This window comes from Methylobacterium sp. UNC300MFChir4.1, from assembly GCF_900110155.1.
Taxonomy (GTDB): Bacteria; Pseudomonadota; Alphaproteobacteria; order Rhizobiales; family Beijerinckiaceae; genus Methylobacterium.
In genome coordinates this window covers 40,122-64,677 of the sequence record NZ_FOCS01000005.1, presented here as the reverse complement: position 1 = coordinate 64,677, position 24,556 = coordinate 40,122, and the positions used below count along the sequence as shown (strand labels likewise).

The window sequence follows — 24,556 nt, the reverse complement described above, 5'->3', positions numbered from 1 at the left end:
ATGTCGGCCTGCTCGCCCGTCGACGAAGGGGCGCGGGTCCCCCTCTCCCGCACGGGAGAGGGAGCGCGTCGCGCCGCGGCGGCCTGCCCTGAACCGGCGAGGCCCGGGGGCGGAGGGCGAGAGAAACGCGCGGTGCCGGCGCCCCTACGCCATCGTGATGTAGTCGCGCAGGGCCTGGTGCTCGGCCTCGACGGTGGCGATCTTGCGCGCCACCACGTCGCCGATCGAGACCAGGCCGATCAGCCGCCCGTCCTCGCAGACCGGCACGTGGCGGAAGCGCCCGTCGGTCATGAGGGTCATGACCTCCTCGATCGTGGTGGTCCGGCCGCAGGTGGTGACCGCGGTGGTCATGTGGGCCGAGACCGGCGCGTCGAAGGCCGAGCCCCCGTGCCGGGCGAGCGCCCGCATGATGTCCCGCTCGGAGATGATGCCCGCCACCGTCCCGTCGGCCTGGGCGACCACGAGGGCGCCGATCCGCTTGTCGGCGAGGATCTGGATCACCTCATCGAGGGTCTTGTCGGGGCCCACGGTGACGACGGAGCTGCCCTTCTCGGCGAGGATGCGTGCGACGGTCATGGCTCTCTCCCTGTGTGACGCGGCCGGTGCGCCGTCAGCCCGCGGCGCCCTGATGGCGTTCTCGGCCGGGTTGGCCCGGCTCGTTCACATTGTGGCGAGTGTGTGATCGATCCGGCCGGATGGCAAGGTGCCGGGCGTCGATGGCAGGGACTCAGTGCCGGCGCGGCTCCCGGGGATCCACCAGGGGGAACAGGAAGAAGCCCGCGATGAAGCCACCGAGATGGGCGTCCCAGGCGATGGCGGCGTTCTCGCCGACGAGCGGCACGCTGACGAGGCCGAAGAGCAGGTTGGTCAGCAGCCAGATCACCAGGAACGACACCGCGGTCCGGTTGCGCAGCAGTTCCGGGATCGTCTCGGCGGGACGGGGCGGCGGCACCTGCCAAGCCGGCGCGCCGTAGCCCGAGACCGGCGGCTGGAACACGAACCGGGCGGCGGCGGCCATCAGGGCCGAGATCCCCGCCGAGGCGCCGACCAGCGGCCCCGCGCTGAGCGGATCGATCAGGATGTGGAGAAGTCCGCCGGCCGCCGTGCCGGCCAGCGCGAGCACGCACCAGCGCAGGGCGCCGCAGCGGCGCGCCACCGGGGCGCCGAAGGCCGCGAGCCAGACGCTGTTGAAGATCACGTGCATCCACGAGCCGTGCAGCAGCCCGTAGGTGACGAGCGTCCAGGGCTGGAGGGCGTGCTCGCCCACGATGTAGCGGGCGAAGGCCTCGCGGGCCGCCTCCAGGCCGGGATCGCCCGGATCGGCGGCGGCGCGGATCACCTCGGAGGCCCGGCCGGGATCGAACCAGAGGGTCCAGCGCGCCGGGACCAGCGCGAGGTCGAGGACGAGGCGGATGTCCCAGGTGTCCGGCAGCAGGAACTCGCGCACCGCCTGGATCGCCAGGAGCAGCCCGATCGACGCGGTGACGATGCCCGGCATGTTGAACACGGGCACGCGGCTCTGCCGCGGGAAATCGGGGGAGGCGTCCATCGCCGCACCATGTCGGGGTGCGGCGCGATCGGGCAAGCCCCGGCGACGTATTGAAGCTCGCAAATACCGGTCGGATCGCGGTCCGTATCGCGCACCGCCCCGTCTCCACCCCGGATCCGTCCCGGACGGCCGCGGCGCGCCCGGCGGGGTGCGACGATTGTGTCGCCGGCCACGACGCGCTACCCCCCGCCCCGCGCGGCGCCGGCGGGACCGGCGGCGCGCGGGTGCGGGAGCCGGCACGGCCCGTGCGCCCGGACGCGGTGAACGCCCGGATCGGCCGGTCACACCCCCGCGGATGTGCCAGAATGATCCGGGGATGAACCACAGGCGTTGAGAATCGGGACACCGATGAAGCATCCCACCAGCCGCATGCTCCACGCCTACTGGGAGCGCCTGCGCGGAGAACGGGCCGCGCCGGAACGCGCCGAGATCGAGCCGGGCGAGATCCGGCACCTCCTCGCCGACAGCCTGATCCTGGAACTCGACATGCCGAGCCGCTCCGCGAGCATCCGGCTCGCGGGGACCCGGGTCTGCGCCCTGTACGGCCGCGAGCTGAAGGGCGAGCCCTTCGCCAAGCTGTGGGGCTCCCGGGCGACGGATCCCTGGCGGATCGTCGAGATCGTGGCCAGCGACACGCTGGGCGTCGTCGCGGGCCTGCGCGGCACCAACGCGGCCGGCGAGGCGGCGGATCTCGAACTCCTGCTCCTGCCCCTGCGCCACCGCGGCCGGACGCAGGTCCGCGCCCTCGGCACCCTGAGCCTCGACGGCGCGCCGCACTGGCTCGGCCTGCGCCCGCTGGTGGAGGCGGAGACCACCTCCCTGCGCATCCTGCCCAGCCGCCGGACCGAGCCGGTCCCGCCCGCCCGCACCGCCGTGCGCACGAGCGCGGGCTACCCCGGGCCGGTGCGCCACGGCCACCTCCTCGTCCACGCCGGCGGGCGCGCCTGAGAACCGTATTCGTCCAAGGTTACGCCCGGTCCGGGACGGCCAGTTCGATCGAATCGGCGCGTGCACCCGAGGAAAGCTTCGGCGCACAAGTCGATCGCGCACGACGCGGCAGGGCTCGACAATGGATGTTTCTACAAGGCCGATCGATCCCGGAGCAGGAAAAAAGGGTTTCGTAACTGTCCGTGCCTAGTCTGCACCGGCCATTCTCCGGCGCAGGACCAATCTCGGAATGATCGCGGTCGAGGCCACCGCTGGAACTGATCTGCGCGGCCTCGCCGCCGAGCCGGCGCGCGGTGCCGCCGACCAGCGCCGCCACCAGCGCGTGCGGGTCGCCGTGCTCGGCCGCTACATGCTGGCCGATCGCCGGGAATATCCCTGCCAGACCGTGGACATGTCGCCGGGCGGCGTTCGGCTGACCTGCGCGGTCAAGGGCGCGGTCGGCGAGCGCGTGGTGCTCTACCTGGAGCATATCGGCCGCATCGAGGGCGTCGTCGCGCGCACCTGCCCGGACGGGTTCGCGGTCCAGCTCAACGCCACGTCGCGCAAGCGGGACAAGCTCGCCTCCCAGCTCACCTGGCTGGCGAACCGGGAGATGCTGGGGCTGCCGGAGGGACGCTCGCACGAGCGCCTCGTGCCGACCAACACGGCGGTGGTCCTGCGCGTCGAGGGCGGCCGGGAGATCCGGGCGCGCCTCATCGACATCTCGATGTCGGGCGTGGCGATCTCCTGCCCGGTGCCGCTGCCCCTCGGCGCCGCCGTCACGGTGGGCAGCACGCCGGGCCGGCTGGTGCGCTACTTCGAGGGCGGCTTCGGCGTGCAGTTCCTGCTGCCGCTCTCCCCCGACCGCTTCCACGCCGGGATGACGCTCTGACGCGCGTGCGGCCGGACCGGCCGGCGGTCAGATCTTCTTGGCGAGCTGCGCGGCGACCTCGTCGGCCGGCCGGGTCAGGTCGAGGGCGCCGAGGAAGCGGTTCTGCGCGTCCATGATGTACACCAGGGCGGTGTGCTCCATCGTGTAGTCGCCGTCCTTGGCGGGCACCTTGCGGGCATAGGCCCGGTACGCCTTCTCGGTGGCGGTGACCTGCTCGGGCGTGCCGGTGAGGCCGGTGATGCGCGGGTCGAAGCTCGACAGGTAGGTCTTGAGGCTCGCCGGATCGTCCCGCTCGGGATCCACCGTGACAAAGGCGACCCGCATCGTCTTGCCCTTCGACCCCAGGGCGGCGAGCACGTCGGAGATCTGCTGCAGGGTGGTCGGGCAGACGTCCGGGCAGTGGGTGAAGCCGAAGAACACGAGGTGCGTCGCGCCGGCGAAGTCGCGCTCGGTGACGGTGCGCCCGTCCTGGTTCACCAGCGTGAACGGGCCGCCGACGCTCGGCACGCCCACCGGTGCCTTGTCGGGCAGGAACGCGAACACCGCCGCCCCGGTCAGGCCGATGAGGCCGAGGCAGAAGGCGAGGAGCGGGACGAGGGCGCGGCGCATGGGACGGGTTCCGACCTCCGGGGAGGCCGGCACAGCACACAACGGCGCGCGGAGGCAAGCCGGCGCGGTGCCGCCGGCCGACCGATCGGCGCCGCGCCGGCGCGACCGCTACGGCTTCGAGGCCGGCTCCCCCGCGGGGCTCGCCGGGGCGGCGCCCTTCGGCGGCTCCTTGCCGAGATAGACGTATTCCGGCGCCGCCCGGAGCTGGTCCTTGGTCGTGTCGATCCGCGCCTGGAGGGTCCTGCCGTCGGTGCGGTCGAGCTTGAGCACGGACGGGTCGACCGCGACGTATTTCGAGCCGATCCCCAGGAAGCCGCCGACCCCGATGATCCAGGCCTTCAAGGCCCCCTTCTGGTCGAGGACGAAGTCGGCGATCTGCCCGATCGTCTCGTTGGCGCCGTTGACGACGCTGGAGCCGATCAGCTTGCTGGCGACCATGTCGTCGGGGGCCTGGGCCACGAAGGTCGGGCGCAGGCTGTCGGCCATGGTGGCGGGCTGGCCGGGGACCGGGGTCGCGGCGGCGCCGCCGTCCGGCTTGGCGCCGTCCGATCTGGCGCCGTCGGTCTGCGCCGAGGCGGTGGCGAGGCCGGCCAGCAGGAGGGCCGAGGCGAGGAGCGGGGTGCGCATCGGAGCAGGTCTTTCAGACGGGGGCCGCACAGGGGGGTCGCGCCGCCTCAAGGTTCTGGCGGGGCTTAAGTTCCGCGCGGTCTCGGCTCCGGCGGGGGCCGGCCCGGCGGTTTGCCGGCTGCGCGTCGGCGCCGGGGGCCTTTGACGGCGGGGCCTTCCGCCCCGCACAAGGCCGGCGCCATGCTCCGCCTCGCCCTCTACCAGCCCGATATCCCGCAGAACACCGGCACGATGCTGCGCATGGCCGCCTGCCTCGGGCTGGCGGTGGAGATCGTGGAGCCCGCGGGCTTCGACGTCTCGGACCGCCACTTGCGCCGCTCGGGCCTGGACTACCTCGACCACGTGGCGATCACCCGGCACCGCTCCTTCGCGGCCTTCGCGGCGTGGCGGGCCGAGGCCGGGATCCGGCTCGTCCTCGCCACCACGGCGGGCGCCGTGCCCTACACGGACTTCGCCTTCCGCCCGGACGATTGCCTGATGGTCGGGCGCGAATCCGCCGGCGTGCCCGAGGCGGTGCACGCGGCCGCCGACGCCCGGATCGTGGTGCCGATCCGGGCGGGCCTGCGCTCGCTCAACGTCGCGGTCGCGGCCGCGATGATCGCCGGCGAGGCCCTGCGGCAGGTGTCCGGGACGGCCCGACCAGATCTCTAGGATCGTGACGCCTCTCGGGTCGGCCGCCGTCTTCGCGAGCGGAGCGAAGCGATCCAGGCGGCGCCACGCTCGGCCGATGTCCCGCTGCACTGGGTTGCTTCGCCGCGCTCGCGAGGACGGGATCGGCAACGGATCGCGTCCGGCTCGCTTGGTACAACGGGACTCATCCTCACCCCGCGAGACGCGCCGCCGCATGGACGACACCGCCTTCACGCCCTCCCGGCGCCACGCCGATCTGGGCCCCGCCTTCTTCGATCCGGTGACGCCGGCCCGGTTCCCGCGGACGATCCTGCGCTACCGCAACCAGACTTGGGCGAAGCGGGTCGGACTGGGCGGCCTGTCCGAGGCGGCGTGGATCGCCCATTTCGGCCGGTTCGAGCCCCTGCCGGGCAGCTTCGAGACGCCGCTGGCCCTGCGCTACCACGGCCATCAGTTCCGCGCCTACAATCCGGATCTGGGCGACGGGCGCGGCTTCCTCTTCGCGCAGTTGCACGACCGCCTGGACGGGCGCCTCCTCGACCTCGGCACCAAGGGGAGCGGCACGACGCCCTGGTCGCGCGGCGCCGACGGGCGGCTCACCCTCAAGGGCGGCGTGCGCGAGGTGCTGGCCACCGCCCTCCTGGAGGCGCAGGGCGTCTACACCTCGAAGAGCTTCAGCCTGATCGAGACCGGCGAGGACCTCGTGCGCGGCGACGAGCCCTCGCCAGCACGCGCCTCGGTGCTGGTGCGCCTGTCCCACGGCCACATCCGCATCGGCAGCTTCCAGCGCTTCCTGGCGCTCGGCGAGCCGGACAACATCGCCCGGCTCCTCGACCACACGATCGCGACCCACCGGCCGGAGCTCTGGCGCGACGGCGTTGAGGATCGCGCCGTCGCCTTCCTGGAGGACGTGGTCGCCCGGGTCGCTCGGATGGGCGCGCAGTGGACGGCGGCCGGCTTCGTCCACGGGGTCCTCAACAGCGACAACATCAACGTCACCGGTGAGAGCTTCGATTACGGGCCCTGGCGCTTCCTGCCGCATTACGATCCGGACTTCACGGCCGCCTACTTCGACGAGACCGGGCTCTACAGCTTCGGTCGCCAGCCGGAGGCCCTGTTCTGGAACCTCGCCCGGCTCGCCGACTGCCTGCTGGTGCTGGCCCCCCAGGCGCGCTTGGAAGCGGCGCTCTCCGGATTCGGGCCGGCCCTGCAGGAGGCGTTCGCCGAGGCCCTGTTCCGCCGGCTCGGCCTCGCCGCGGCGCCGCGGCCGGAGACCGACCGGCTGGTCTCGGCGGTCTGGCGGTTCCTCGCGGAGACGCGGGCGCCCTTCGAGCGGTTCTTCTTCGACTGGTACGGCGGCCTCGCGAGCGCGACCCGCGCGCAGGCCGGGCCGTCCGCCGGCCACTACGCGCACGAGGCCTTCGCGCCGGTGCGGGCCGCGCTGGAGCCGCTCGCGCCCGCCCCGGGCGCGCGGCTCGACCATCCCTACTTCGCGGAGGCGCCCTGCACGCTCCTGATCGACGAGGTGGAGGCGTTGTGGGCGCCGATCGCCGCGGCGGATGACTGGTCCCTGTTCGAGGCCAAGCTCGCGGGGGTGGCCCGGATGGCCGAGGCCTGCGGGACGGCGCCCGCCTCGGCCTGAGCGGCCTCCTCCTCGGCGAGCCGCCGGCGCTCCTCGGCGTAGCCCCCCGCGATGGCGAGATCGACCAGGCGCCGGGTCAGCCGGAAGGCCAGCCAGAACAGGGCGAGGCAGAGAAGCGTCGCGGCGGCGGCCTTGAGCGGGTCCACGGGGTTCCTCCGGTGATGTCTCCTCGGGCGGAGCGGCCCTCTTAGTGCCGAGGCGGGCCGCGGGGCAATTGGACTTCGTGCCGAGATCGAGCCCGCGGCGCGTCGTCCCGGGCTCGCCGCGCGGCGCCGGACCCGAGACCCGGCCGGAACATGCTATGGCGGCCGGCAGCCGGATCCCGATATCCGGCGCTGAAGATCCCTCGATCAGGCGGATACCCGTGCGCGAGACCTTCCACATCGAAGTCCTCGGACCGGAGCCGGACGAGATCCAGACGCGGATCTCCGTGCGGGTCGGCAGCCTGGAGAGCGCGCAGGAGCGGGCCCTGCGGCTGTTCGCCCGCGCCCGGGTGCCGCAGCGCTCGGGCGAGCCGGCCGAGGCGGTCCGGGTGATCGACGGCGCCGGCCGCGAGGTGTTCTATCGGACGCGCTTCGACGCGGGGGATTGAGGCGCGAGGACACCGCCGATGCGCACAGCCCTGATCCTGCCGGTCCTCGTCCTCGCGGCCGGCGCGCTGTTCCTGCGCAGCTACACCCTGCCGCCGGCCCCGGACCGCCGGGGCGGGACCACGCTCCTGCTGACCTGGCCGAACCGCCCGGCCTTCGGCAGCCCCCGGGCCGACTGCCTCGCCGGGCCGCCCGACGAGCCGGTCCTGCCCTGCCTCATCGCCTCCGTCGCCCGGGCGCGGGACGACGGGTACACGCTGCTGCAGCTGCCGTTCTGCGCGACCTGCTACGACCTGTCCGGGCGGATCGCCGTCACGGGCCGCGACGCGGCGGCGACGCGGGCGCGGCTGGAGCAGATCGCCCGCTTCGGATGGTGAGACGCGCCCGGGCAACGCGCTCCCGGGCCCGCTCCAGGGTCCGGGCCACCGGGAACAGCGGATCGCGGCCCGCCTCCACCAGCAGATGGGCGATCGGCCGGCGCGCGGTCCAGAAGGTGGTGCCGAGGGCGAAGTCCGGCGGCGCGCAGGAATCGATCCGGTCGATCGGCCAGTCGCCCCCGGCCACCGCCTCGGTCAGCCGGTGGACGAGCTGGACCCCCGGCGCGGTCTCCGGCCGCGTCTCGTCGTTGGCGATCTTCAGCACCCAGGCCTCGCGGCCGGTGACCGGCAGGATCAGGGAGGCCAGGAGCCGGTCGCCCCGACGCAGGCGCGCGATCCGCACGCCGTCCGCGGCCCCGCGATCGGCCCCGAGATCGGCACTGAGATCGGCACTGAGATCGGCCAGGGCGGCGCGCAGGAAGGCGATCTCCGCCGGCCGCTGCGCCAGGCTCGTGCCGGCCTGACCCTTCCAGCCGGCGGCCTCCAGGGCGACGTGGGCGTCGAGGGCGGGGCCGAGGGATTCGGGCGCGGCGAGGATCTCGAAGGTCACGGGCCCCGCCGCCTCGAGGCGCGCGCGGGCGCGGCGGAGCTTGCGGCGGCGCTGCCCGGAGAGGTGCCCGAGATAGGAGGCCCGCGCCTCCGGCCCGCGGCCGGTCAGGTCGAGCAGGCCGCGGTCGTGCGGCCAGTACGCGGCGCGGCGCCCGCCACACGCCGTCAGGAGTTCAGGCAGGGGGCCGTCGGTCGGAGCGTTCGGCAGGAGGAGGCGCGGCGGCAGGCCGAGGGCGCCCGGCGCGGCGAGCAGCCCCGCCAGGGCGGCCTCCGGGGCGGCGCCGTCGAGGAGCGGCGCCCCGAACGGGGCGTAGCCGTGGGTCCAGCCCACGAGCAGCGGCAGCGGCACGCCCCAGCGGCGGTGCGACGGCCGGAACGGCCAGGCGGCGAGGAGCCGGGCCCCGGGCGCCTCGGGGGGCCGGTCGGCGACGAGGAGGAGCCGGACGCCCGCCCCGAAGGCGTCGCGGGCCGCCAGGGCGTAGCCCGCCTCGTAGAACGGGTTGCGCACCAGGCTCGCCCGACCCAGGGCCCGCCAGGCCGGGACCCAGGGCGCCGCCCCGTCGAGGGGTCGGACCGCCGCCACGAGCCCGCCGGGAAGCGCGGCCGTGTCCGATGGGGTGTCCGACGCGGGGCCTGCCATCGCGGGACCGTCAGGCCGCGAGACGGTGACGGATCGCGCCGGCGAAGCCGAGCACGTCGTAGCGCCACGCCGTCACCCCGGCGGCGGCGGTGAGCAGGACGAGGCGCAGGGCCTGTCCCGGCGGCAACAGGCCGCCGGGGACCAGGGCGATGCCGGCATTCACCGCGCCGCAGGCCAGCGCGATCCCGGCGATGCCGGCCATGTCGGCGAGCGGCAGCGGCATCGTCGTGCCGGTCCGCCGGGCGCCGAGCACCAGCACGAGGCAGGCCGCGCTCTGGCCGCCCGCGAAGGCGAGGGCCGCCCCGGCGGCGCCGAAGCGCGGGATCAGCAGGAGCGACAGCGCGGCGACGGTGGCGAGGGTCGCGAACGCGGCGGCCGCCTCCAGGCCGCTGGAGCGGGCGAAGTAGATCACCTGCCCGAAATAGTAGGCGCGGAACATCATCAGGATGCTGGCCAGGATCAGCACCGGGGCGAGTTCCCGCGCCTCGGCCCGGTAGTCGGGCCCGAGCAGCACCGCCACGACCAAATCGTCGAAGCACAGGAAGAACACGGCCCCGAAGGCCGCGATCAGCGTCATGGCCCGGGCGGCGTCGCGCAGCACCCCGGAGGCCGCCGCCATCCCGCCCACCCGCGCCTCGCGCTTGGCGATCGAGATCAGCGACAGGGCGATCGCCTCGCCGAACACGATGAAGCTCTGCTTCAGGAAGTCGGCCAGGGCCCCGTAGGCGCCGAGCCCCGCCGGCCCCACCGTCTTGGCGATGATCAGCCGGTCGAGGCTCTGGGCGAGCGCCGCCGTCCCGAAGGAGAGGACGAGCGGCCAGCCGTAGGCGAACAGCCGCAGCGCCTCCGCGCGGCTGCCGCGGCCGGGCATCATCGGGGCGATCGTGGCCGCGGCCGGCAGGGAGGCCAGGGCGTTCGCGGCTGCCACCGCGAAGGCGAGGTGCAGGGGATCCTGCGAGAGGTGCAGCGCCAGGCTGCCGAGGGCCAGGATCAGGACGGCGCGGCTCATCACCGAGGCCGCCACCGCCCCGGCCCGCAGGCGGGTGCGGGCGATCTCGGTGGAGCCCTCGAACAGGGTGGTCCCGAAGGCCAGCGCCAGGATCGCGGCCGCCATCCGCGCCGGCATCAGGCCGAGGGCGGCGGCGAGCGCGCTGCCGAGCCCGGCGAGGAGCAGCGTGCCGCCCAGGATCCGCACCACGGTGCCGACCTGCGCGGGCTCGCGCGCCTCGTCGTAGAGGGCGAAGAACGCGAATTTCGGCCACTGGCAGGTCGCCCCGTAGAGCACCAGCGCCCAGGACAGGACGTACAGGTAGGTGCCGTAGCTCTCCACCGGCGCGAGCCGCGTGAACACCGCCACGGAGGCCATGTTCAGGGCGGCCGCGAAGCCCCGCGAGCCGACATAGATCAGGCTGTGCCGGGCGATCATGTCCTAGAACCGGTCAGACGCACCACGACCTCGCACCACGCTGGGACAGACCGGCCCGTGGCGGGAGGTAACGCAGGGACGGCGCGCATGACAGCCCGGGCTTCGCAGGCGGCGTGCCGCCGGCCCCGGCCCTCAGCCCTCGCCCCGCGGGCGGATCAGCGACGTGCCGGTCATCTCGGCCGGCTGGTCCAGTCCCATCAGGTCGAGGAGCGTCGGCGCCACGTCGGCCAGCCGTCCGTCGGCCAGGGTCACGCCGTCGACGCCGACGAGCGCGGCGGGCACCGGGTTGAGGGTGTGGGCGGTGTGCGGCTCGCCGGTCTCGGGATCGCGCATCATCTCGCAATTGCCGTGGTCGGCGGTCACCAGCAGCGCCCCGCCCTGGGCCGTCACCGCCTCGACGACGCGGCCGAGGCAGGTGTCGACGGTCTCCACCGCCTTCACGGCGGCCGCGAGGCTGCCGGTATGGCCGACCATGTCGGGGTTGGCGAAGTTCAGGATGATGAGGTCGTAGCGCCCGGAGCCGATCGCCTCCACGGCGCGGTCGGTGAGTTCGGGCGCCGACATCTCCGGCTGCAGGTCGTAGGTCGCGACCTTCGGCGAGGGCACGAGGATCGCGTCCTGCCCCGCGAAGGGCTCCTCGCGGCCGCCGTTCATGAAGTAGGTGACGTGCGGGTACTTCTCGGTCTCGGCCATGCGCAGCTGCGCGCGCCCGGCCCGGGCCACGGTCTCGCCGAGGCCGTTGGGCAGGTCGAGGGCCCCGAACAGGGTCTCGGCGAAGGCGTCGATCTCGACGCTGTACTGGACGATCCCCAGGGCGGCGGCGAACCGGACCGTGCGCGCGCGCTCGAAGCCCGCGAAGGCCGGGTCGAGCAGCGCCTCCAGGATCTGCCGGGTCCGGTCGGCGCGGAAGTTGAAGCTCAGGATGCCGTCGCCGTCCCGCATGCCGGCGTAGTCGCCGATGATCGCGGGCCGCATGAACTCGTCGGACACGTCCTGCGCGTAGGACGCGGCGACCGCCTGCCCGGCCCGCTCGAACCGGGTCCCGCGCGCCTCCGTGAGGGCGTCGTAGGCCGTCTGGACCCGCTCCCAGCGCCGGTCGCGGTCCATGCCGAAGTAGCGGCCGCACAGCGTCGCGATGCGGGCGCCCTTCGGGAGGGCGGCCGCGACGTCGGCGATGCAGGTGGCGGCCGAGCGGGGCGGCATGTCGCGCCCGTCGGTGAAGCCGTGGAGCCGGACCGGGATGCCGGCCGTCGTCAGCGCGCGCGCCAGCGCGACGGCGTGGTCCTGGTGCGCGTGGACGCCGCCGGGCGAGAGCAGGCCGACGAGGTGGCAGGTCCCCCCCGACGCGCGCAGCGCCTCGATGAACCGGACCAGGGCCGGGTTCCGGGCGAGGGAGCCGTCGGCGACCGCCGCGTCGATCCGCGGCAGGTCCTGCAGGACGACGCGGCCCGCGCCGATGTTGAGGTGGCCGACCTCGGAATTGCCCATCTGCCCCTTGGGCAGGCCGACATCGGCGCCGAAGGTCGTCAGCCGCGACCGGGGGCGCTCCCGCATCAGACCGTCGAAGACCGGCGTCCTGGCCTGGTGGACGGCGTTGTCGGCCACCGCGTCCCGCAGACCCCAGCCGTCGAGGATCACGAGCATCACGGGACGCGGGGTACTGTCGGGCACGGTCACAACTCTCCTGGGCTGCCCCGCGCGGCGCGCGGCCGGTCTCCGGGCCCTGACGCGGCCGGATCGTTGCGCGTGTCGATAATCGCCTTGGTCGCGCGAGACCACCGCCCCGAAGGGCTAATGGGCGACGGATGCGAGAGAGCGTCGGGCTTCTGACATGCCCCGGCCGCGCTCCGCACATGGCGGGGCGCGGCTGGCGGGGCGCGGCCGGAAAGGCGCGGCCGACGGGGACTCAGGCGGTCAGTTGACGCGCGCCGCGTCGGATCCCGGCGGGAGGCCGAGCAGGCGGCGCTTCCTTCGCAGGGCGGCCCGGAGCAGCGTCCGCCGGTAGCCCGGATAGGACAGGAACCCCGCCGCCCAGGACAGGTGCATGGTCACGGCCGCCGGGCCGCTCATGACCAGGACGGGTTCCCGCGCCTTCAGCGCCAGGGCGAGGCCGCTCAGGACGCAGCCCCCGGCATAGAGCAGCAGCGGGATCAGCAGGGCGGGCATCAGGGCCGCCAGCGGCAGGGCCGCGACGGCGTAGAGCAGGACCAGGGCCGGCAGGATCTGGCGGGCGCGCGGTAGGCTGGCGTGCTTCTCGAGGGTCCGCGCGCAGCCGCGCCCGTAGTGGAGGTACTGCCGGGCGAGGCTGCGGAGGCAGGCGCGCGGGAAGTACGTGATGGCGAGCTCGGCGGCGAGGTAGATCCGCCCGCCCGCCGCGCAGAGCCGCCGGTCGAGTTCGGCATCCTCGTTGTGGGTGAAGGTCTCGTCGTAGCCGCCGACCCGCAGGAACTCGCGCCGGTCGAAGGCCGCGTGGTGGCCGTGGGCGACGTAGCCCGAGATGCCGCCCTGCCGGTGGGCCGAGCCGCCGTTGCCGAGGCGGCTGTTCTGCGCCGCCGCGATCGCCCTCTGCAGCGGCGTGACCCCGACGGTCCGCAGCGGCACGACCACAGAGACGGCCTGGCGCAGGCGCATCGTGCCGACGAGGTTCTGCACGAATCCCTTCGGATAGACGGCGTGGCAATCGGCGCGGACAAGGTAGGCGGAGGCGGGATGCGCGAGTCGCGCGGCGAGGTTGATCGCCGCCGCCTGGATGCGGCGCTCGTTGTGGACGAGCCGGATGCGGGGGTCGCGGGCGCTCAGGGTAGCGACGATCGCGCAGGTGTCGTCGCGACTGCCGCCGTCCAGCACCAGCAGCTCGCAGGCGATGGCGTCCCGGTCGGGCAGCACCGACGCGATGGCGTCGGCGATGTGCGCGGCCTCGTTCAGGGCCGGCATGGCGATCGTCACGAGCGGAGCGCCGGCGGCGCTCACGGGGTCCTGCATGGCGGTTCTCCCGAAACCTGGTCCCGGTCGCCGGCCGATGAGGGCCGGTCGTCCCGGACGGGGACCGACGCCGCGTGCGGCGCGCCCCCGAGGTCTCATTTGTCGTGATTGGCTACGATTACGGTCGTTGATCACAACCACCACTTCAGTCGGCCGGACCGATACGACGAAAGGTGTAATTCGGACCGCCGCACCGCGATGATAGCCCGTTCCGGCGGGACGACCGGGCGGCACGACTTCCGATTCGCACCGGGTCCCCGAGCTCGACCACGGGCTCAGAGCGTCATGCGGGACCGCCTCGAATGATGAAATCTTTGGATGCGCTTGCCCTCGGCACGTCGGAACGCGGGCCGACCGAACAGCGGACCGACCCGTCGACGCTGCGGGTGACCGAGATCGCGCCCGACGACCGGATCGTCGCCTTCGACGCGGTCGGCCTCTGGCAGTATCGCGACCTGCTGCGCGTCCTGATCCTGCGGGACCTGAAGGTGCTCTACCGGCAGACCGCCATGGGCGCCTCCTGGGCGATTGCGCAGCCGCTCTTCACCGTCCTGATCTTCACGGTGATCTTCGGCCACTTCGCCAAGATCCCCACCGACGGCGCCCCCTACGCACTCTTCGCCGGCAGCGCGGTCGTCCTGTGGACGTACTTCTCCGAGGCGGTGCGGCGCAGCGCCAACGGCCTCGTGGCGGAGGCCGAGCTGATCCGGAAGATCTACTTCCCGCGGCTGGTCATCCCGCTGGCGACGGTGGTGTCGCCGATGGTCGACTTCGCCATCGCGCTCGGCGTGCTGCTGGCCCTGATGGCCTGGTACGGGGCGGTGCCGGACTGGCACCTCGTGCTGGCCGTCCCGACCCTGATCGTGACGGCGATGCTCGCCCTCGGCGTGAGTCTCTGGCTCGGGCCGATCAACGTCCGCTTCCGGGACATCAAGCACACGCTGCCGTTCGTGATCCAGATCTGGATGTACGCCTCGCCGATCGTCTACGCGTCGAGCATCGTGCCCGCCTCGGTGCGCTGGATCTACGCGCTCAACCCGATGGTCGGCCTGATCGAGGCGTTCCGGTTCGCCATCCTGGGCGGCACGCCGCCCGACGCCTTCGCGGTCGCCGTCTCGGTCACGGCCGCCTTCGCCCTGCTCATCAGCGGACTGATCTTCTTCCAGCGCATGGAGCGCTCCTTCGCGGATGTAATCTGATGTCGATGGCAATCAGCGTTCAGGATATCGGCAAGCAGTACTGGCGCGCCCCCCGCGCCGCGCACCAGAACTCGCTGCGCGACGCGCTCAGCGAGGGCGTCCGCGGCCTGGTGACCCGCCGCGCGGCGGCGCGCCCGTCGCAGGAGAGCTTCTGGGCGCTGAAGGAGGTCAGCTTCGGCATCCGGCACGGCGAGAATGTCGGCATCATCGGCCTCAACGGCGCCGGCAAGAGCACGCTCCTCAAGCTCCTGTCGCGGATCGCCGCGCCGACCACCGGCCGGATCCGCCTCGAGGGCCGGGTCGGGGCCCTGCTCGAGGTCGGCACCGGTTTCCACCGGGAGCTGACCGGCCGCGAGAACATCTTCCTCTACGGCTCGATCCTCGGGATGGACCGCCGGGAGATCGCCGCGAAGTTCGACGCGATCGTCGCCTTCTCGGAGATCGGCGACTTCATCGACATGCCGGTGAAGCGCTACTCCAGCGGCATGTATGTCCGGCTGGCCTTCTCGGTCGCCGCGCATCTCGAGCCCGACATCCTGCTCCTCGACGAGGTGCTGGCGGTGGGCGACTACACCTTCCAGCGCAAGTGCATGGACTTCGCCCGGCGCCTCCAGGGCAAGGGTTCGACGATCCTGCTGGTCTCGCACAACATGTTCAGCATCAAGACCATGTGCGAGCGGGTGATCTACATCAAGGGCGGCCGCGTCGCCTATGACGGCCCCACCGACGAGGGCCTGACCCACTACGAGCGGGACAGCTACCTCGCCGACACCGCGTGGTTCCGCCCCGACACCGGCGACCTGCCGGTCCGGATCAGCGACGTGACGATCGCCGACGAATCCGGCGCGCCGCGAACGCTGTTCCGCCACGGCGAGCGGATGCGGATCCGAGCCCGCTACAGCGCCGCCGAGCCGATCGCCGACCCGCACGTCCTGTTCTCGATCACCCGGTCCGACGAGCTGCTCTGCTGCAATTTCAGCACCCAGGCGGACGGCACCGGCCTGACCGCCCTCGCGGGCGAGGGCGAGGTGGAGCTGCTGACGCCGCCGCTGACCCTGACCGCCGACACCTACACGGTCTCGATGGTGGTCCGGCAGCGCGGCTTCGAGCGGCTCCTCGCGGCCAAGATCGGCGGCCGCTTCCATATCGAGCACCCCGTCTTCGCGCCGGACGTCTTCGGCGTGTTCCACGAGGCGGGGACCTGGACAACGAACGGCGCCGCGTCGCAGCGCTGAGGCCCGGAGGGCGTGATGGTCAAAGGCGCGTTTGAACCCGTCCGTGACAGCGACGGCGAAACCGCGGGCGGGACGGCGTCCCGCGCCGGGCGGATCCGGTCGAACTTCGCGGCCTTCGATGCCCGGGTGCGGCACGCGGAGCGTCTCGCGGCGGCCGGCGATCAGGCCGGCGCGGCCGTCGAGACCGCCATCGCGGCGACCCTGGCGGCGCACCGGCACTGCGGTGTGTTCGCGAGCCCGCGCCTCGAACGGTTGATGACCGGGATCGGCCGGACCCTCGACGGCGGCGGCCCGGACGGCGCGCGGGCCGACGGGGCTCCGTACCGGCGCGTCCTCCACGTCTGCACGCAGCTCGCCCCGGTGGGCGGCCTCACCAAGATGCTCGCGCTCTGGATCGGCGCCGACCGCGACCGGGTCAACGGCGTCGCCCTGACCCAGCATCGCGGCCCGGTCGACGGGCGGATCACGGCCGCGGTGCGCGAGAGCGGCGGCGGGATCCACCACCTGAACCACCACAAGGGCGACAAGCTCGCCTGGGCGCGGGAGCTGCGCCAGATCGCGCGCGGCTACGACGTCGTCGTCCTGCACATCCACTGCGAGGACGTGGTCCCGCTGATCGCCTTCGCGGATCCGGCGAAGAGCCCGCCGGTCCTGCTCCTCAACCACGCCGACCACCTGTTCTGGATCGGGACGCGGATCAGTCACGCGGTGATCAACCTGCGCGAGGCCGCGCGCCGGCTCGCCGTCACGCGGCGCGGCGTCGATCCGGCCCGCAGCCTCCTGCTGCCGACCCTGATCACCCTGCCCGAGCGCCAGCGCGCCCGCAGCGCGGCCAAGCAGGCCCTGGGCGTCCCGGAGGACAGTGTCCTCCTGGTCTCGGTGGCCCGGGGGGCCAAGTACCGCAACGTCGGGCCGGTCACCTACGCGGATCGCCACGTCGACCTCCTCGCGGCGCATCCGCGGGCCCGGCTCATCGTGGTCGGCCCCGGCGAGCGGGCCGACTGGGAACGGGCCCGGGCCGCCACCGGCGGGCGCATCACGGCCCATCCCGAGCTGTCGGACCCGCGGGTCTTCTTCGAGGCGGCCGACATCTACGTCGATTCCTACCCGTTCGTGTCGTCGACCTCGATGCTGGAGGCCGCCGCCTACGGGCTGCCGCTGGTCACGCGGTTCGAGGCGCCCGCGGCGGCGGAGATCGTGGCGATCAACCATCCGGGGCTCGACGTCACGGCCCGGGTCGCCCACGACCAGGCCGCCTACGAGGCCCACCTCACGGCGCTCATCACCGACGCCGCGGCGCGGGACGCCGCGGGCGCCGAGAGCGCCGCCGCGGTCGCGGGCCTCTACGCGCCGACCGCCTGGCTGGCGGGACTCGACGCGATCTACGCGCAGGCGCTGGCCCTGCCCCGCCTGCCCCCGGAGGCCGGCGCGCCCGGCCCGGCCGAGGCGCCCCATCTCGGCGAGCCCGACCTGCGCCACCAGGACATGTTCGGCTCGGACTTCCCCGTGTCGGAGATGACCAAGAACTACATCGGCATGCTGCCGCTGCGCCAGCGTGTCGCCTCCTGGCTGGCCCTGCGCCGCGCCGGCGACTTCTCCGGCCTCTGGGAGCAGGTGCGGCTTCTCCTCCCGGAATGGCTGGTCCGCAACGTGAAGGACCGGTTCGGCCCGATGCGGCTCCGGGCGCAGATCCCCGGCGCCTGAGGCCGCCCCCGGGCCCGGGTGGCCGCGGATCGGTCACGCCGGACGGCGCGCGCGTCGCGGGAGGCCGGGTCGCCCGCCCGCGCCTCCACAGCCCTCACCGGTCCGCGTGACGAAGGCCCGCGCGCCGCCGCAGGGGCGGCGGAGCCGCCAGGACCGCGCGGAATCCTGGGCGGCCCGCCGAACACCACAGGGACAGCGCGAGCGCGCTCCGCGGCGCGGGCCCCGGGAGGGTCCGCGCCGCGGAGCGACAGCCTTGTCGGGCTCAGCGCGTCTTCGGCTCGGCCGTCAGCGGCCGGGCGGCCGGCCCGGTGGCCAGCGCCAGCAGGGCCGCGCGCACGCGCGTCGGCCGGAAGGCCTGCCGGATCGCCCGGTGCGGCATCAGGCGGACAGCCGTGAGGAACGCCCCCGCGGCGGCGCGGCGATCGCCGCGGGCCATGTGGGCCTCGGTGGCGTCCAGCAGGGCGTCGTAGTAGCCCTGCACAGTCCCGAAATAGAGCCGCAGGGCCGCGAGACGCGAGACGCCGAGCGCCGGCGCGTGGCGTCGGAAGACGAGGCGGGTGAAGTGGATCCGGCGGGCGATCAGGCGGTCGAAGGTCCCGGCCGGACGCTGCCTGAAATGCACGCAGGGCGCGGCGACGAAGCCGACGCCGTGGCCGCGGACGGCACGCAGCTGCCAGTCCCAGTCCTGATCGCCGAGCAGGGCCTCGTCGAACAGGCCGATCGCGTCCACGACGGTCCGGCGCACCACCGTCGCCCCGATCTGCGGGAAGTAGCCGCTCAGCATGCGGCGCAGCAGCGCGCCCTTGTCGGACGGAAGTTCCGGCGGCCAGGGGCCGTAGGTCGGCACGAGGTCGTGGTCGGCGGTGACGATCTGCCCGAACACGACCCCGAGTTCCGGATCGGCCTCGAACAGGCGCAGATGCTCCCGGATATGCGCCGGCTGCCAGACGTCGTCGTCGTCGAGGAACGCCACGTAGGGCGCGCTCGCCCGGGTCAGGCCGGCATTGCGGGCCGCGCCGGCGCCGGGCCTGTCGACGGGGACGTGGATCGCGCCGAACGCGGCGGCGACCTCGGCGGCGGGGCCCGCCGCGCCGTTGTCGCCGACGATGATCTCGAAGGCGAGGTCGGGGCCTTCCAGGGCGCGGATGCTCGCCAGGGCCTCGCGCAGGAAGGCGGGCCGGTTGCAGGTGGGCACCACGACGGAGACGCGGCGCTGCGCGGGTCGGTTCATACCCACTCCTCCCAGGCGTCGTAGGCGCCCCGGAGCAGGGCACCGAAGACCAGATCGTTGTCGAACTGCGTGACGAAGCTGCGCGCCACCGTTCCGGCGGGACGGGTCTCCACCGCCTGTGCGTAGACGATCCGGTAGCCCGCCTCCCGGGCCGCGTGGGCGGCCGCCCGCGTCCAGTTCGCCGACTGCCCCAGGGGTATCGCGAAGGAGTCGGGCAGGAGGCCGAGGCGGGCCCCGATGGCGCGCCGGGATTCCTCCAGCTCCTCGGCCGCCTCTTCCGCGCTGAGGCGCCCGAAATCCGGGTGGGTCACGGAATGGCTGCCGATCTCGACCCCGTTGGCCGCGAGCGCCTCGATGGCGCGCCAGCCCAGGATGCCCGGCGGCGCGCTCTCGGGCCGGTCGAGCCAGCCCGACACGATGAACAGGGTCCAGGGGATCCCGAGATCGCTGAGGACCGGCGCCGCCCCGCTGAGGACGCTGCGCCAGCCGTCGTCGAAGGTGATGGCGAGGTCCCGCGCGCCGCCGCGCCCTTCGGCGATCGTGGCCGCCGGCACGAAGCGGTAGCCGAGGCTGAGGGCGCGCTCGAGCTGGTGGCGGAAGCGCGCGGGAGAGACGTCGTTGACGCCGCATTCCGACTGGCCGACCGAGTGGTAGCAGAGGATGCGGCCGCCCGGCGCCGGGCGCCGGATCCGGGCGAGGGCGAGCGTCGTGCGCTCGCAGGCCATCCGGGCGGCGGCGACGCGCGGGCGCGTCAGGCCGACCGTCCGGGCGAGGCTCTTGACCGGTGCGGGGATCATCGCAGGGCGTCGCGCAGGCCGTCGACGACCTGGTCCTGCTCCGCCTCCGTCATCGCCGCGTAGAGCGGCAGCAGGATCGCGTGGTCGCGCGCCCGCTCGGATTCGGGCAGGGCGAACCGCCGCGGCGCCTCCGCGTAGGGCGGCTCCAGATGCGCGCACATGATGCCCCGGCGGGTGGCGATGCCCCGGTCGAGCATCGCCTGCATGACCGCCTGCTGGTCCGCGTCGTCCGGGAGGCGGACGCAGTAGCTCTGCCAGTTGCTGCGCAGCCCCATCGGCTCGGGCGGCGGCGTCACCCCGGGGAGATCGGCCAGCCGCGCGCGGTAGCCGTCGGCGAGGGCGCGGCGCCGGGCGATCAGGTCGGGCAGTCGCTTCAGCTGCTCCCGGCCGATGGCCGCCTGCACGTCCGTCATCCGGTAGTTGAAGCCCGCGATGGAGTACGCCTCGACCACCACCTTGGCGCTGCCGTGGCGGGCGATGTCGGAGACGCTCATCCCGTGCTGGCGCAGCAGCCGGAAGGTCCGGTCCCACGCGGCGTTGGCGGTGGTGATCATGCCGCCGTCGCCGGTGGTCAGCACCTTGCGCGGGTGGAACGAGAAGCAGGCGATGTCGCCCGCCGGGCTGCCGATCGGCCGCCAGACGTCGCCCTGGAGCCGCTCGGAGCCGATGGCGCAGGCGGCGTCCTCGATCACCGGGATGCCGGAGCGGCGCCCGATCGCGGCGATCGCCTCCAGGTCGCAGGGCATGCCCATCTGGTGGACGCAGACGATCGCCTTCGTCTTCTCGGTGATCGCCGCCGCGGCGGCGTCCGGGGCCATGTTGTAGGTCGCCGGGTCGATGTCGACGAAGATCGGCGTCGCCCCGCACTGGGCGATGGCGTTGGCGGTGGCGATGAAGCTGTGGCTCACCGTCACCACCTCGTCGCCGGGGCCGACCCCGACGGCGAGCAGGGCGAGATGCAGCGCGGTGGTGCAGTTCGAGACCGCGCAGGCGTGGGGCGCGCCGACGATCGCGGCGAACTCCGTCTCGAAGGCCGCGACCTGCGGCCCCTGGGTCAGCCATCCGGAGCGGACGACGGCGGCGGCGGCCTCGGCCTCGGGGGCGCCGACTTCGGGCTTGGCGATCGGGATCATGCGAGCGCCCGCCGCAGGTGATCCGAGCGGGACTCGTCCTGCCACCAGGCGACGAGGTCGGCGAGGCCCTCGGCCGCCCCGATCTTCGCCTCGAAGCCGATCAGCTCCTTGGCGAGGCTCGTGTCGCAGAGGCGCCGGGGCACCGGGTTCACGGCCCGCTCGGCCTCGTGGACCAGCGGCGTGCCGTCCCGGCCCATGATCCGGGTGAGGTGGCCGGCGAGGTCGACCAGCGAGGTCTCGACGCCGGTGCCGACGTTGAGCACCACGTCGGTGGCGGGCGAGATCGCCGACAGGATGTTGGCCCGGGCGATGTCGCGGACATGGACGAGGTCCATGGTCTGCAGGCCGTCGCCGAACACGATCGGCGACTGGCCCTCGGCCAGGCGCTGCATCCAGCGGACCATGACCTCGGTGTAGCGGCCGGTCAGGTCCATCCGCGGGCCGTAGGCGTTGAAGTACCGGAGCGCCACGTAGTCGAGCCCGTGCATGTCGTTGAACGAGCGCAGGAGGCCCTCGCCGAAGGACTTGGCGGCGCCGTACAGGGTCCGGTTGTCGTAGGGGTGGTGCTTCTCGGTCGTCGGGAAGACCTCCGCCATCCCGTAGACCGAGGCCGAGGAGGCCATCACGACCTTGGCGACGCCGGCCTCGACGCAGCTCTCCAGCAGGTTGAAGGTCGCGGCGGCCATCACCTCGAAGGCGTGGCGGGGCTCCGCGGCGCACTGCGTGATCCGGAGGGCCGCCTGGTGGAACACCACGTCGGTGCCCTTGACCAGCGTGTCCATCAGGGCGCGGTCGCGGATGTCGCCCTGGACGAGGCGGACGCGGCCGGAGCCGAGGGCGTCCCCGAGATTCTCGGGGCGTCCGCGGATCATGTTGTCGATGGCCACGATCTCGTCGCAGCCGGCTTCGACCAGCAGGTCGATGATGTGGGAGCCGATGAAGCCCGATCCGCCCGTGACCAGGATCCGGGTCCCGCGCAGGTCGCCGCTGAACCGGCTTCCCTTGGTGACCTCACGCAGCTTGGGCATCGGCGACCTCGCAGTAGCTGGCGACGGCCCGGCAGACGGTGTCGATCTGCGCGGACGTCATCTCGGGGAACATCGGGAGGGACAGGGTCCGGGCGGCCAGCCGCTCGGTGACCGGCAGGCGGCCGGCGCCGTCGTCGAGGTGGCTGTAGGCGGGCTGCCGGTGGACCGGGACGGGGTAGTGGATGCCGGTGGCGATGCCGGCCGCGTTGAGGTACTGGCGCAGGCCCTCGCGGTCCGCCGTCGACACGGCGTAGACGTGGAACACGTGGTCGAGGCCGGCGGGGGCCGGAAGCTCCAGGCCGAGGCCCGCGAGCCGCGCCCCGTACTCCGCCGCCACCGCCTGGCGGGCGCGGGTCCAGCCCTCCAGGTGCGGGAGCTTGACCCCCAGCACCGCGCCCTGGACGCCGTCCATGCGCAGGTTGAAGCCGTGGCGGACGTGGTTGTACTTGCCCTGCTGGCCCCAGTCGCGCAGGCAGCGGGCCGCCTCGGCGAGGTCGTCCCGGTCCGTGACGATGGCGCCGCCCTCGCCGTAGGCCCCGAGATTCTTGCCGGGATAGAAGCTGAAGCAGCCGAGATCCCCGATCGTGCCGGCCTTGCGGCCGCCGCGCTCGGCGAGATGCGCCTGGGCGGCGTCCTCGACGAGGGCGATCCCGTGGCGCCGGGCGATGGCGCCGAGCGCGTCGAGATCGGCCATCCGGCCGTGCAGGTGCACCGGCAGGATCGCCTTGGTGCGGGGCGTGATCGCCGCCTCGACCAGGGCCGGGTCCATGGTCCAGCCGACCGGGTCGATGTCGACGAGGACCGGAGTGGCGCCGGCGTACAGCACCGCCGCGACCGTCGCCACGAAGGTCGACGAGACCGTGATCACCTCGTCGCCCGGACTGATGTCGAGGGCGAGGAGGGCGAGGTGCAGGGCCGCGGTGCCGCTGCTGACGGCGACCGCGTGGCGGGCGCCGCAGGCTTCGGCGAAGGCCGCCTCGAAGGCGCTGACCGCCGGGCCGAGGACGAAGTCGCCGCTGCGCAGGACGTTGAGGACCGCGGTCTCGACGTCGCCGCCGATCGCCGCGTACTGCGCCTTGAGGTCGAGGAAGGGGATCACGAGGCCCTCGCAAGTGGCATGAGGTCGATGGGGGTGCCGTTCTGGCGCAGGGAGCGCATGGCGGCTTCGAGCATCTCGACGACGCGCAGGCCGCTGTGGCCATCGGTCATGGGCGCGGTGCCGTTCTCGATGGAGTCGGCGAAGTGCTCGATCTCGACGATCAGCGCCTCGCGGAAGGACAGGTGCGGCGACCACATGTCGCCGGTCCGGTAGGAGACCATCAGCTCGGTGATGTCGTCCGAGCCGCCGCCGACGGTGACGCCGCGGTCGTAGACCTTGACCTTCTCGATCGGGTCGAGGTCGTTGTAGACGATCATCTTCTTGCTGCCGCCGATCAGCGTCTGCCGCACCTTCACGGGCGCGAGCCAGTTGACGTTGATCTGCGCGACGACGCCGCGCGGGTAGAAGACGGTCAGGTGGGCCATGTTCTCGGGGCGGCCGCTGAAATGGCCGGTGCCGCTCGCCGAGATCGCCACCGGGGCGAGGTCCAGGATGTGGTCGAGGATGGCGAGGTCGTGGACCGCCAGGTCCCAGATCACGTTCACGTCGCGCTGGAACAGGCCGAGGTTCACTCGGGTCGAGTCGTAGTAGAACACGTCGCCGATGGCGTCGGTCGTGATGAGTTCATGGATCTTCTCGACCGCGCCCGTGTAGACGAAGGTGTGGTCCACCATCAGCCGCAGGTTGCGCTTGGCCGCCTCCTCGATCAGCAGCCGGGCCTCGAAGGCCGAGGGCGTGATCGGCTTCTCGATGAAGACGTGCTTGCCGGCCCGCAGCGCGTTGATGGCGATCTCGAAGTGCGAGCTCACCGGCGTCGCCACCATGACGGCGTCGATCGCGGGATCGGCCACGAGGTCGCGCCAGTCCTGATGGAGCTGGACGGCGGGGTAGCGCTTGCCGGCCCGGCCGAGCGCGGCGGGCGACTGGTCGGCGATGGCCACCAGCTGGCAGCGCTCGCTCTCCGAGGTGCACCGGGCGAGGTTCGGCCCCCAGTAGCCGTATCCGACGATACCGATCGAGATCATGACTGCATTCCCCTCAAGCAACCTGCAGAGGCTCGGCCGGCTCGGGCCGCGGCGACTGGACGGAACGGGCGCGCGCGGCGCTCTCGGCGCGCTTGGTGCGGGTGTCGCCGACGACCCGCGCGGGGCATCCGGCGACGATGGCGAAGGCCGGGACGTCCCGGGTGACGACGGCACCGGCGCCGACCAGGGCGCCCTCGCCGATGGTGATCCCCGCCACGATGGTGGCGTTGGAGCCGATGGAGGCGCGGGCCTCGACCACGGTCTCGACGAGCTCCCACTCGCCGTCCCGCTTCAGGCTCCCGTCCGCGTTGGTGGCTTCCGGGTAGAGCTCGTTGGTGAAGACCACGCCGTGGCCGACGAACACCTCGGCCCCGATCGAGACGCCCGCGCAGATGAAGCTGTGCGAGGAGATCTTGCAGCGCGGGCCGATCCGGCTGCCGCGCTGGATCTCCACGAAGGGGCCGATGCGCGAACCGCTTTCGATTCGACATCCATAAATATTGACTAGATCCGGGTAGAAGATCCCCACATCCGCCCCAATATCTGCATCGGTAATCGGCATACCCGCAGCTCCTTCCGCCGAACTTCTGTGCGTCAAAACTGCACAGAGCTGCGGACGGCCGGGAACCCAGGCTTTCGATGCGGTTCGTCCGTCGAAAGGCGAA

The 24,556-nt window shown here is 73.2% G+C and carries 24 protein-coding genes; 9 read left to right on the top strand and 15 right to left on the bottom strand.

Going from position 1 to position 24,556, the window contains the following annotated elements; translation table 11 throughout:
• Positions 1 to 144: 144 nt before the first annotated feature.
• Together BMY19_RS09245 and BMY19_RS09240 are read right to left on the bottom strand one after the other, a co-directional pair.
• Positions 145 to 576 (bottom strand): CBS domain-containing protein, encoded by a 432-nt coding sequence (locus BMY19_RS09245; RefSeq protein ID WP_020091165.1) that lies wholly within the window; start codon positions 574 to 576, stop codon positions 145 to 147.
• A 151-nt stretch (positions 577 to 727) separates the two neighbouring features.
• Positions 728 to 1,549: a rhomboid family intramembrane serine protease gene (locus BMY19_RS09240; protein WP_056526486.1), complete on the bottom strand. Its 822-nt coding sequence runs from the start codon at positions 1,547 to 1,549 to the stop codon at positions 728 to 730.
• A 348-nt stretch (positions 1,550 to 1,897) separates the two neighbouring features.
• On the opposite strand from BMY19_RS09240, the gene BMY19_RS09235 reads away from it, so the two are divergent.
• Positions 1,898 to 2,497 (top strand): PAS domain-containing protein, encoded by a 600-nt coding sequence (locus BMY19_RS09235; RefSeq protein WP_020091168.1) that lies wholly within the window; start codon positions 1,898 to 1,900, stop codon positions 2,495 to 2,497.
• A gap of 229 nt (positions 2,498 to 2,726) precedes the next feature.
• Positions 2,727 to 3,368 carry a PilZ domain-containing protein gene (locus tag BMY19_RS09230; protein ID WP_020091169.1) on the top strand — a complete coding sequence of 214 codons (642 nt, stop codon included), beginning with the start codon at positions 2,727 to 2,729 and terminating at the stop codon, positions 3,366 to 3,368.
• Between the two features lie 27 nt (positions 3,369 to 3,395).
• On the opposite strand, the gene BMY19_RS09225 is transcribed toward BMY19_RS09230, so the two are convergent.
• Positions 3,396 to 3,977 carry an SCO family protein gene (locus BMY19_RS09225; RefSeq protein ID WP_020091170.1) on the bottom strand — a complete coding sequence of 194 codons (582 nt, stop codon included), beginning with the start codon at positions 3,975 to 3,977 and terminating at the stop codon, positions 3,396 to 3,398.
• 108 nt (positions 3,978 to 4,085) lie between these two features.
• Complete coding sequence (locus tag BMY19_RS09220; protein ID WP_100251510.1) at positions 4,086 to 4,604, bottom strand: PRC-barrel domain-containing protein; 519 nt, start codon at positions 4,602 to 4,604, stop codon at positions 4,086 to 4,088.
• A 180-nt stretch (positions 4,605 to 4,784) separates the two neighbouring features.
• Between BMY19_RS09220 and BMY19_RS09215 the strand changes: the two genes are divergently transcribed.
• The 4 genes from BMY19_RS09215 to BMY19_RS09200 all read left to right on the top strand — a co-directional run bounded on the left by BMY19_RS09215 (position 4,785) and on the right by BMY19_RS09200 (position 7,843).
• Positions 4,785 to 5,255, top strand: a complete 471-nt coding sequence (locus tag BMY19_RS09215) for a tRNA (cytidine(34)-2'-O)-methyltransferase (RefSeq protein ID WP_020091172.1) — start codon at positions 4,785 to 4,787, stop codon at positions 5,253 to 5,255.
• A gap of 193 nt (positions 5,256 to 5,448) precedes the next feature.
• Positions 5,449 to 6,876 (top strand): protein adenylyltransferase SelO, encoded by a 1,428-nt coding sequence (locus BMY19_RS09210; protein ID WP_100251509.1) that lies wholly within the window; start codon positions 5,449 to 5,451, stop codon positions 6,874 to 6,876.
• A gap of 364 nt (positions 6,877 to 7,240) precedes the next feature.
• The gene (locus tag BMY19_RS09205; protein ID WP_020091174.1) at positions 7,241 to 7,468 is read left to right on the top strand and encodes a hypothetical protein; all 228 of its coding nucleotides are present in this window, start codon (positions 7,241 to 7,243) and stop codon (positions 7,466 to 7,468) included.
• Positions 7,469 to 7,486: 18 nt separating this feature from the next.
• Positions 7,487 to 7,843, top strand: coding sequence for a hypothetical protein (locus BMY19_RS09200; RefSeq protein WP_056526493.1), 357 nt, complete (start codon positions 7,487 to 7,489; stop codon positions 7,841 to 7,843).
• Here the strand turns inward: BMY19_RS09200 and BMY19_RS09195 are convergent.
• From BMY19_RS09195 to BMY19_RS09180, 4 genes are all read right to left on the bottom strand, one after another.
• Positions 7,779 to 9,032: a GNAT family N-acetyltransferase gene (locus BMY19_RS09195; RefSeq protein ID WP_100251508.1), complete on the bottom strand. Its 1,254-nt coding sequence runs from the start codon at positions 9,030 to 9,032 to the stop codon at positions 7,779 to 7,781. The genes BMY19_RS09200 and BMY19_RS09195 overlap by 65 nt on opposite strands.
• A gap of 10 nt (positions 9,033 to 9,042) precedes the next feature.
• Positions 9,043 to 10,458, bottom strand: coding sequence for a lipopolysaccharide biosynthesis protein (locus tag BMY19_RS09190; RefSeq protein ID WP_091675739.1), 1,416 nt, complete (start codon positions 10,456 to 10,458; stop codon positions 9,043 to 9,045).
• Positions 10,459 to 10,590: 132 nt separating this feature from the next.
• Positions 10,591 to 12,102 carry a 2,3-bisphosphoglycerate-independent phosphoglycerate mutase gene (gpmI, locus tag BMY19_RS09185; protein ID WP_020091178.1) on the bottom strand — a complete coding sequence of 504 codons (1,512 nt, stop codon included), beginning with the start codon at positions 12,100 to 12,102 and terminating at the stop codon, positions 10,591 to 10,593.
• A gap of 270 nt (positions 12,103 to 12,372) precedes the next feature.
• Complete coding sequence (locus BMY19_RS09180) at positions 12,373 to 13,440, bottom strand: glycosyltransferase family 2 protein (RefSeq protein ID WP_100251507.1); 1,068 nt, start codon at positions 13,438 to 13,440, stop codon at positions 12,373 to 12,375.
• 305 nt (positions 13,441 to 13,745) lie between these two features.
• On the opposite strand from BMY19_RS09180, the gene BMY19_RS09175 reads away from it, so the two are divergent.
• Genes BMY19_RS09175 through BMY19_RS09165 form a run of 3 tightly spaced genes read left to right on the top strand, consistent with a single transcriptional unit; the run spans position 13,746 to position 17,578 of the window.
• Positions 13,746 to 14,639: an ABC transporter permease gene (locus BMY19_RS09175; RefSeq protein WP_244534881.1), complete on the top strand. Its 894-nt coding sequence runs from the start codon at positions 13,746 to 13,748 to the stop codon at positions 14,637 to 14,639.
• Complete coding sequence (locus BMY19_RS09170) at positions 14,639 to 15,874, top strand: ABC transporter ATP-binding protein (protein WP_091675731.1); 1,236 nt, start codon at positions 14,639 to 14,641, stop codon at positions 15,872 to 15,874. Before BMY19_RS09175 ends, BMY19_RS09170 begins: the two co-directional genes overlap by 1 nt.
• Positions 15,875 to 15,889: 15 nt before the next feature.
• Positions 15,890 to 17,578: a glycosyltransferase gene (locus BMY19_RS09165; protein WP_100251506.1), complete on the top strand. Its 1,689-nt coding sequence runs from the start codon at positions 15,890 to 15,892 to the stop codon at positions 17,576 to 17,578.
• A 262-nt stretch (positions 17,579 to 17,840) separates the two neighbouring features.
• Here the strand turns inward: BMY19_RS09165 and BMY19_RS09160 are convergent, their stop codons facing one another.
• The 7 genes from BMY19_RS09160 to BMY19_RS09130 are packed head-to-tail and all read right to left on the bottom strand — an operon-like array spanning position 17,841 to position 24,453.
• The gene (locus BMY19_RS09160) at positions 17,841 to 18,809 is read right to left on the bottom strand and encodes a glycosyltransferase family 2 protein (protein ID WP_100251505.1); all 969 of its coding nucleotides are present in this window, start codon (positions 18,807 to 18,809) and stop codon (positions 17,841 to 17,843) included.
• Positions 18,806 to 19,606: a polysaccharide deacetylase family protein gene (locus BMY19_RS09155; protein ID WP_100251504.1), complete on the bottom strand. Its 801-nt coding sequence runs from the start codon at positions 19,604 to 19,606 to the stop codon at positions 18,806 to 18,808. Before BMY19_RS09155 ends, BMY19_RS09160 begins: the two co-directional genes overlap by 4 nt.
• Positions 19,603 to 20,739: a DegT/DnrJ/EryC1/StrS family aminotransferase gene (locus BMY19_RS09150; protein WP_020091185.1), complete on the bottom strand. Its 1,137-nt coding sequence runs from the start codon at positions 20,737 to 20,739 to the stop codon at positions 19,603 to 19,605. Before BMY19_RS09150 ends, BMY19_RS09155 begins: the two co-directional genes overlap by 4 nt.
• Positions 20,736 to 21,767 carry an NAD-dependent epimerase/dehydratase family protein gene (locus tag BMY19_RS09145; RefSeq protein WP_056524962.1) on the bottom strand — a complete coding sequence of 344 codons (1,032 nt, stop codon included), beginning with the start codon at positions 21,765 to 21,767 and terminating at the stop codon, positions 20,736 to 20,738. Before BMY19_RS09145 ends, BMY19_RS09150 begins: the two co-directional genes overlap by 4 nt.
• Entirely contained in the window at positions 21,751 to 22,866 is a 1,116-nt protein-coding gene (locus BMY19_RS09140; protein ID WP_100251503.1) for a DegT/DnrJ/EryC1/StrS family aminotransferase, read from the bottom strand. Before BMY19_RS09140 ends, BMY19_RS09145 begins: the two co-directional genes overlap by 17 nt.
• Entirely contained in the window at positions 22,863 to 23,891 is a 1,029-nt protein-coding gene (locus BMY19_RS09135; RefSeq protein WP_020091188.1) for a Gfo/Idh/MocA family protein, read from the bottom strand. The genes BMY19_RS09140 and BMY19_RS09135 overlap by 4 nt, the downstream gene beginning before the upstream one ends.
• Positions 23,892 to 23,904: 13 nt before the next feature.
• On the bottom strand, positions 23,905 to 24,453 hold the full coding sequence (locus BMY19_RS09130) for an acyltransferase (RefSeq protein WP_026604627.1): 549 nt from the start codon (positions 24,451 to 24,453) through the stop codon (positions 23,905 to 23,907).
• Between the last annotated feature and the right edge of the window lie 103 nt (positions 24,454 to 24,556).

Excerpts from the sequence above, each read along its gene's own strand:
- BMY19_RS09155 (WP_100251504.1), bottom strand. The coding sequence starts at position 19,606 with ATGATCCCCGCACCGGTCAAGAGCCTCGCCCGGACGGTCGGCCTGACG.
- BMY19_RS09180 (WP_100251507.1), bottom strand. The coding sequence starts at position 13,440 with ATGCAGGACCCCGTGAGCGCCGCCGGCGCTCCGCTCGTGACGATCGCC.
- gpmI (WP_020091178.1), bottom strand. The coding sequence starts at position 12,102 with ATGCTCGTGATCCTCGACGGCTGGGGTCTGCGGGACGCGGTGGCCGAC.
- BMY19_RS09145 (WP_056524962.1), bottom strand. The coding sequence starts at position 21,767 with ATGCCCAAGCTGCGTGAGGTCACCAAGGGAAGCCGGTTCAGCGGCGAC.
- BMY19_RS09170 (WP_091675731.1), top strand. The coding sequence starts at position 14,639 with ATGTCGATGGCAATCAGCGTTCAGGATATCGGCAAGCAGTACTGGCGC.
- BMY19_RS09235 (WP_020091168.1), top strand. The coding sequence starts at position 1,898 with ATGAAGCATCCCACCAGCCGCATGCTCCACGCCTACTGGGAGCGCCTG.
- BMY19_RS09215 (WP_020091172.1), top strand. The coding sequence starts at position 4,785 with ATGCTCCGCCTCGCCCTCTACCAGCCCGATATCCCGCAGAACACCGGC.
- BMY19_RS09160 (WP_100251505.1), bottom strand. The coding sequence starts at position 18,809 with ATGAACCGACCCGCGCAGCGCCGCGTCTCCGTCGTGGTGCCCACCTGC.
- BMY19_RS09230 (WP_020091169.1), top strand. The coding sequence starts at position 2,727 with ATGATCGCGGTCGAGGCCACCGCTGGAACTGATCTGCGCGGCCTCGCC.
- BMY19_RS09175 (WP_244534881.1), top strand. The coding sequence starts at position 13,746 with ATGAAATCTTTGGATGCGCTTGCCCTCGGCACGTCGGAACGCGGGCCG.
- BMY19_RS09195 (WP_100251508.1), bottom strand. The coding sequence starts at position 9,032 with ATGGCAGGCCCCGCGTCGGACACCCCATCGGACACGGCCGCGCTTCCC.
- BMY19_RS09135 (WP_020091188.1), bottom strand. The coding sequence starts at position 23,891 with ATGATCTCGATCGGTATCGTCGGATACGGCTACTGGGGGCCGAACCTC.
- BMY19_RS09240 (WP_056526486.1), bottom strand. The coding sequence starts at position 1,549 with ATGGACGCCTCCCCCGATTTCCCGCGGCAGAGCCGCGTGCCCGTGTTC.
- BMY19_RS09165 (WP_100251506.1), top strand. The coding sequence starts at position 15,890 with ATGGTCAAAGGCGCGTTTGAACCCGTCCGTGACAGCGACGGCGAAACC.
- BMY19_RS09245 (WP_020091165.1), bottom strand. The coding sequence starts at position 576 with ATGACCGTCGCACGCATCCTCGCCGAGAAGGGCAGCTCCGTCGTCACC.
- BMY19_RS09220 (WP_100251510.1), bottom strand. The coding sequence starts at position 4,604 with ATGCGCACCCCGCTCCTCGCCTCGGCCCTCCTGCTGGCCGGCCTCGCC.
- BMY19_RS09200 (WP_056526493.1), top strand. The coding sequence starts at position 7,487 with ATGCGCACAGCCCTGATCCTGCCGGTCCTCGTCCTCGCGGCCGGCGCG.
- BMY19_RS09225 (WP_020091170.1), bottom strand. The coding sequence starts at position 3,977 with ATGCGCCGCGCCCTCGTCCCGCTCCTCGCCTTCTGCCTCGGCCTCATC.
- BMY19_RS09210 (WP_100251509.1), top strand. The coding sequence starts at position 5,449 with ATGGACGACACCGCCTTCACGCCCTCCCGGCGCCACGCCGATCTGGGC.
- BMY19_RS09150 (WP_020091185.1), bottom strand. The coding sequence starts at position 20,739 with ATGATCCCGATCGCCAAGCCCGAAGTCGGCGCCCCCGAGGCCGAGGCC.
- BMY19_RS09130 (WP_026604627.1), bottom strand. The coding sequence starts at position 24,453 with ATGCCGATTACCGATGCAGATATTGGGGCGGATGTGGGGATCTTCTAC.
- BMY19_RS09190 (WP_091675739.1), bottom strand. The coding sequence starts at position 10,458 with ATGATCGCCCGGCACAGCCTGATCTATGTCGGCTCGCGGGGCTTCGCG.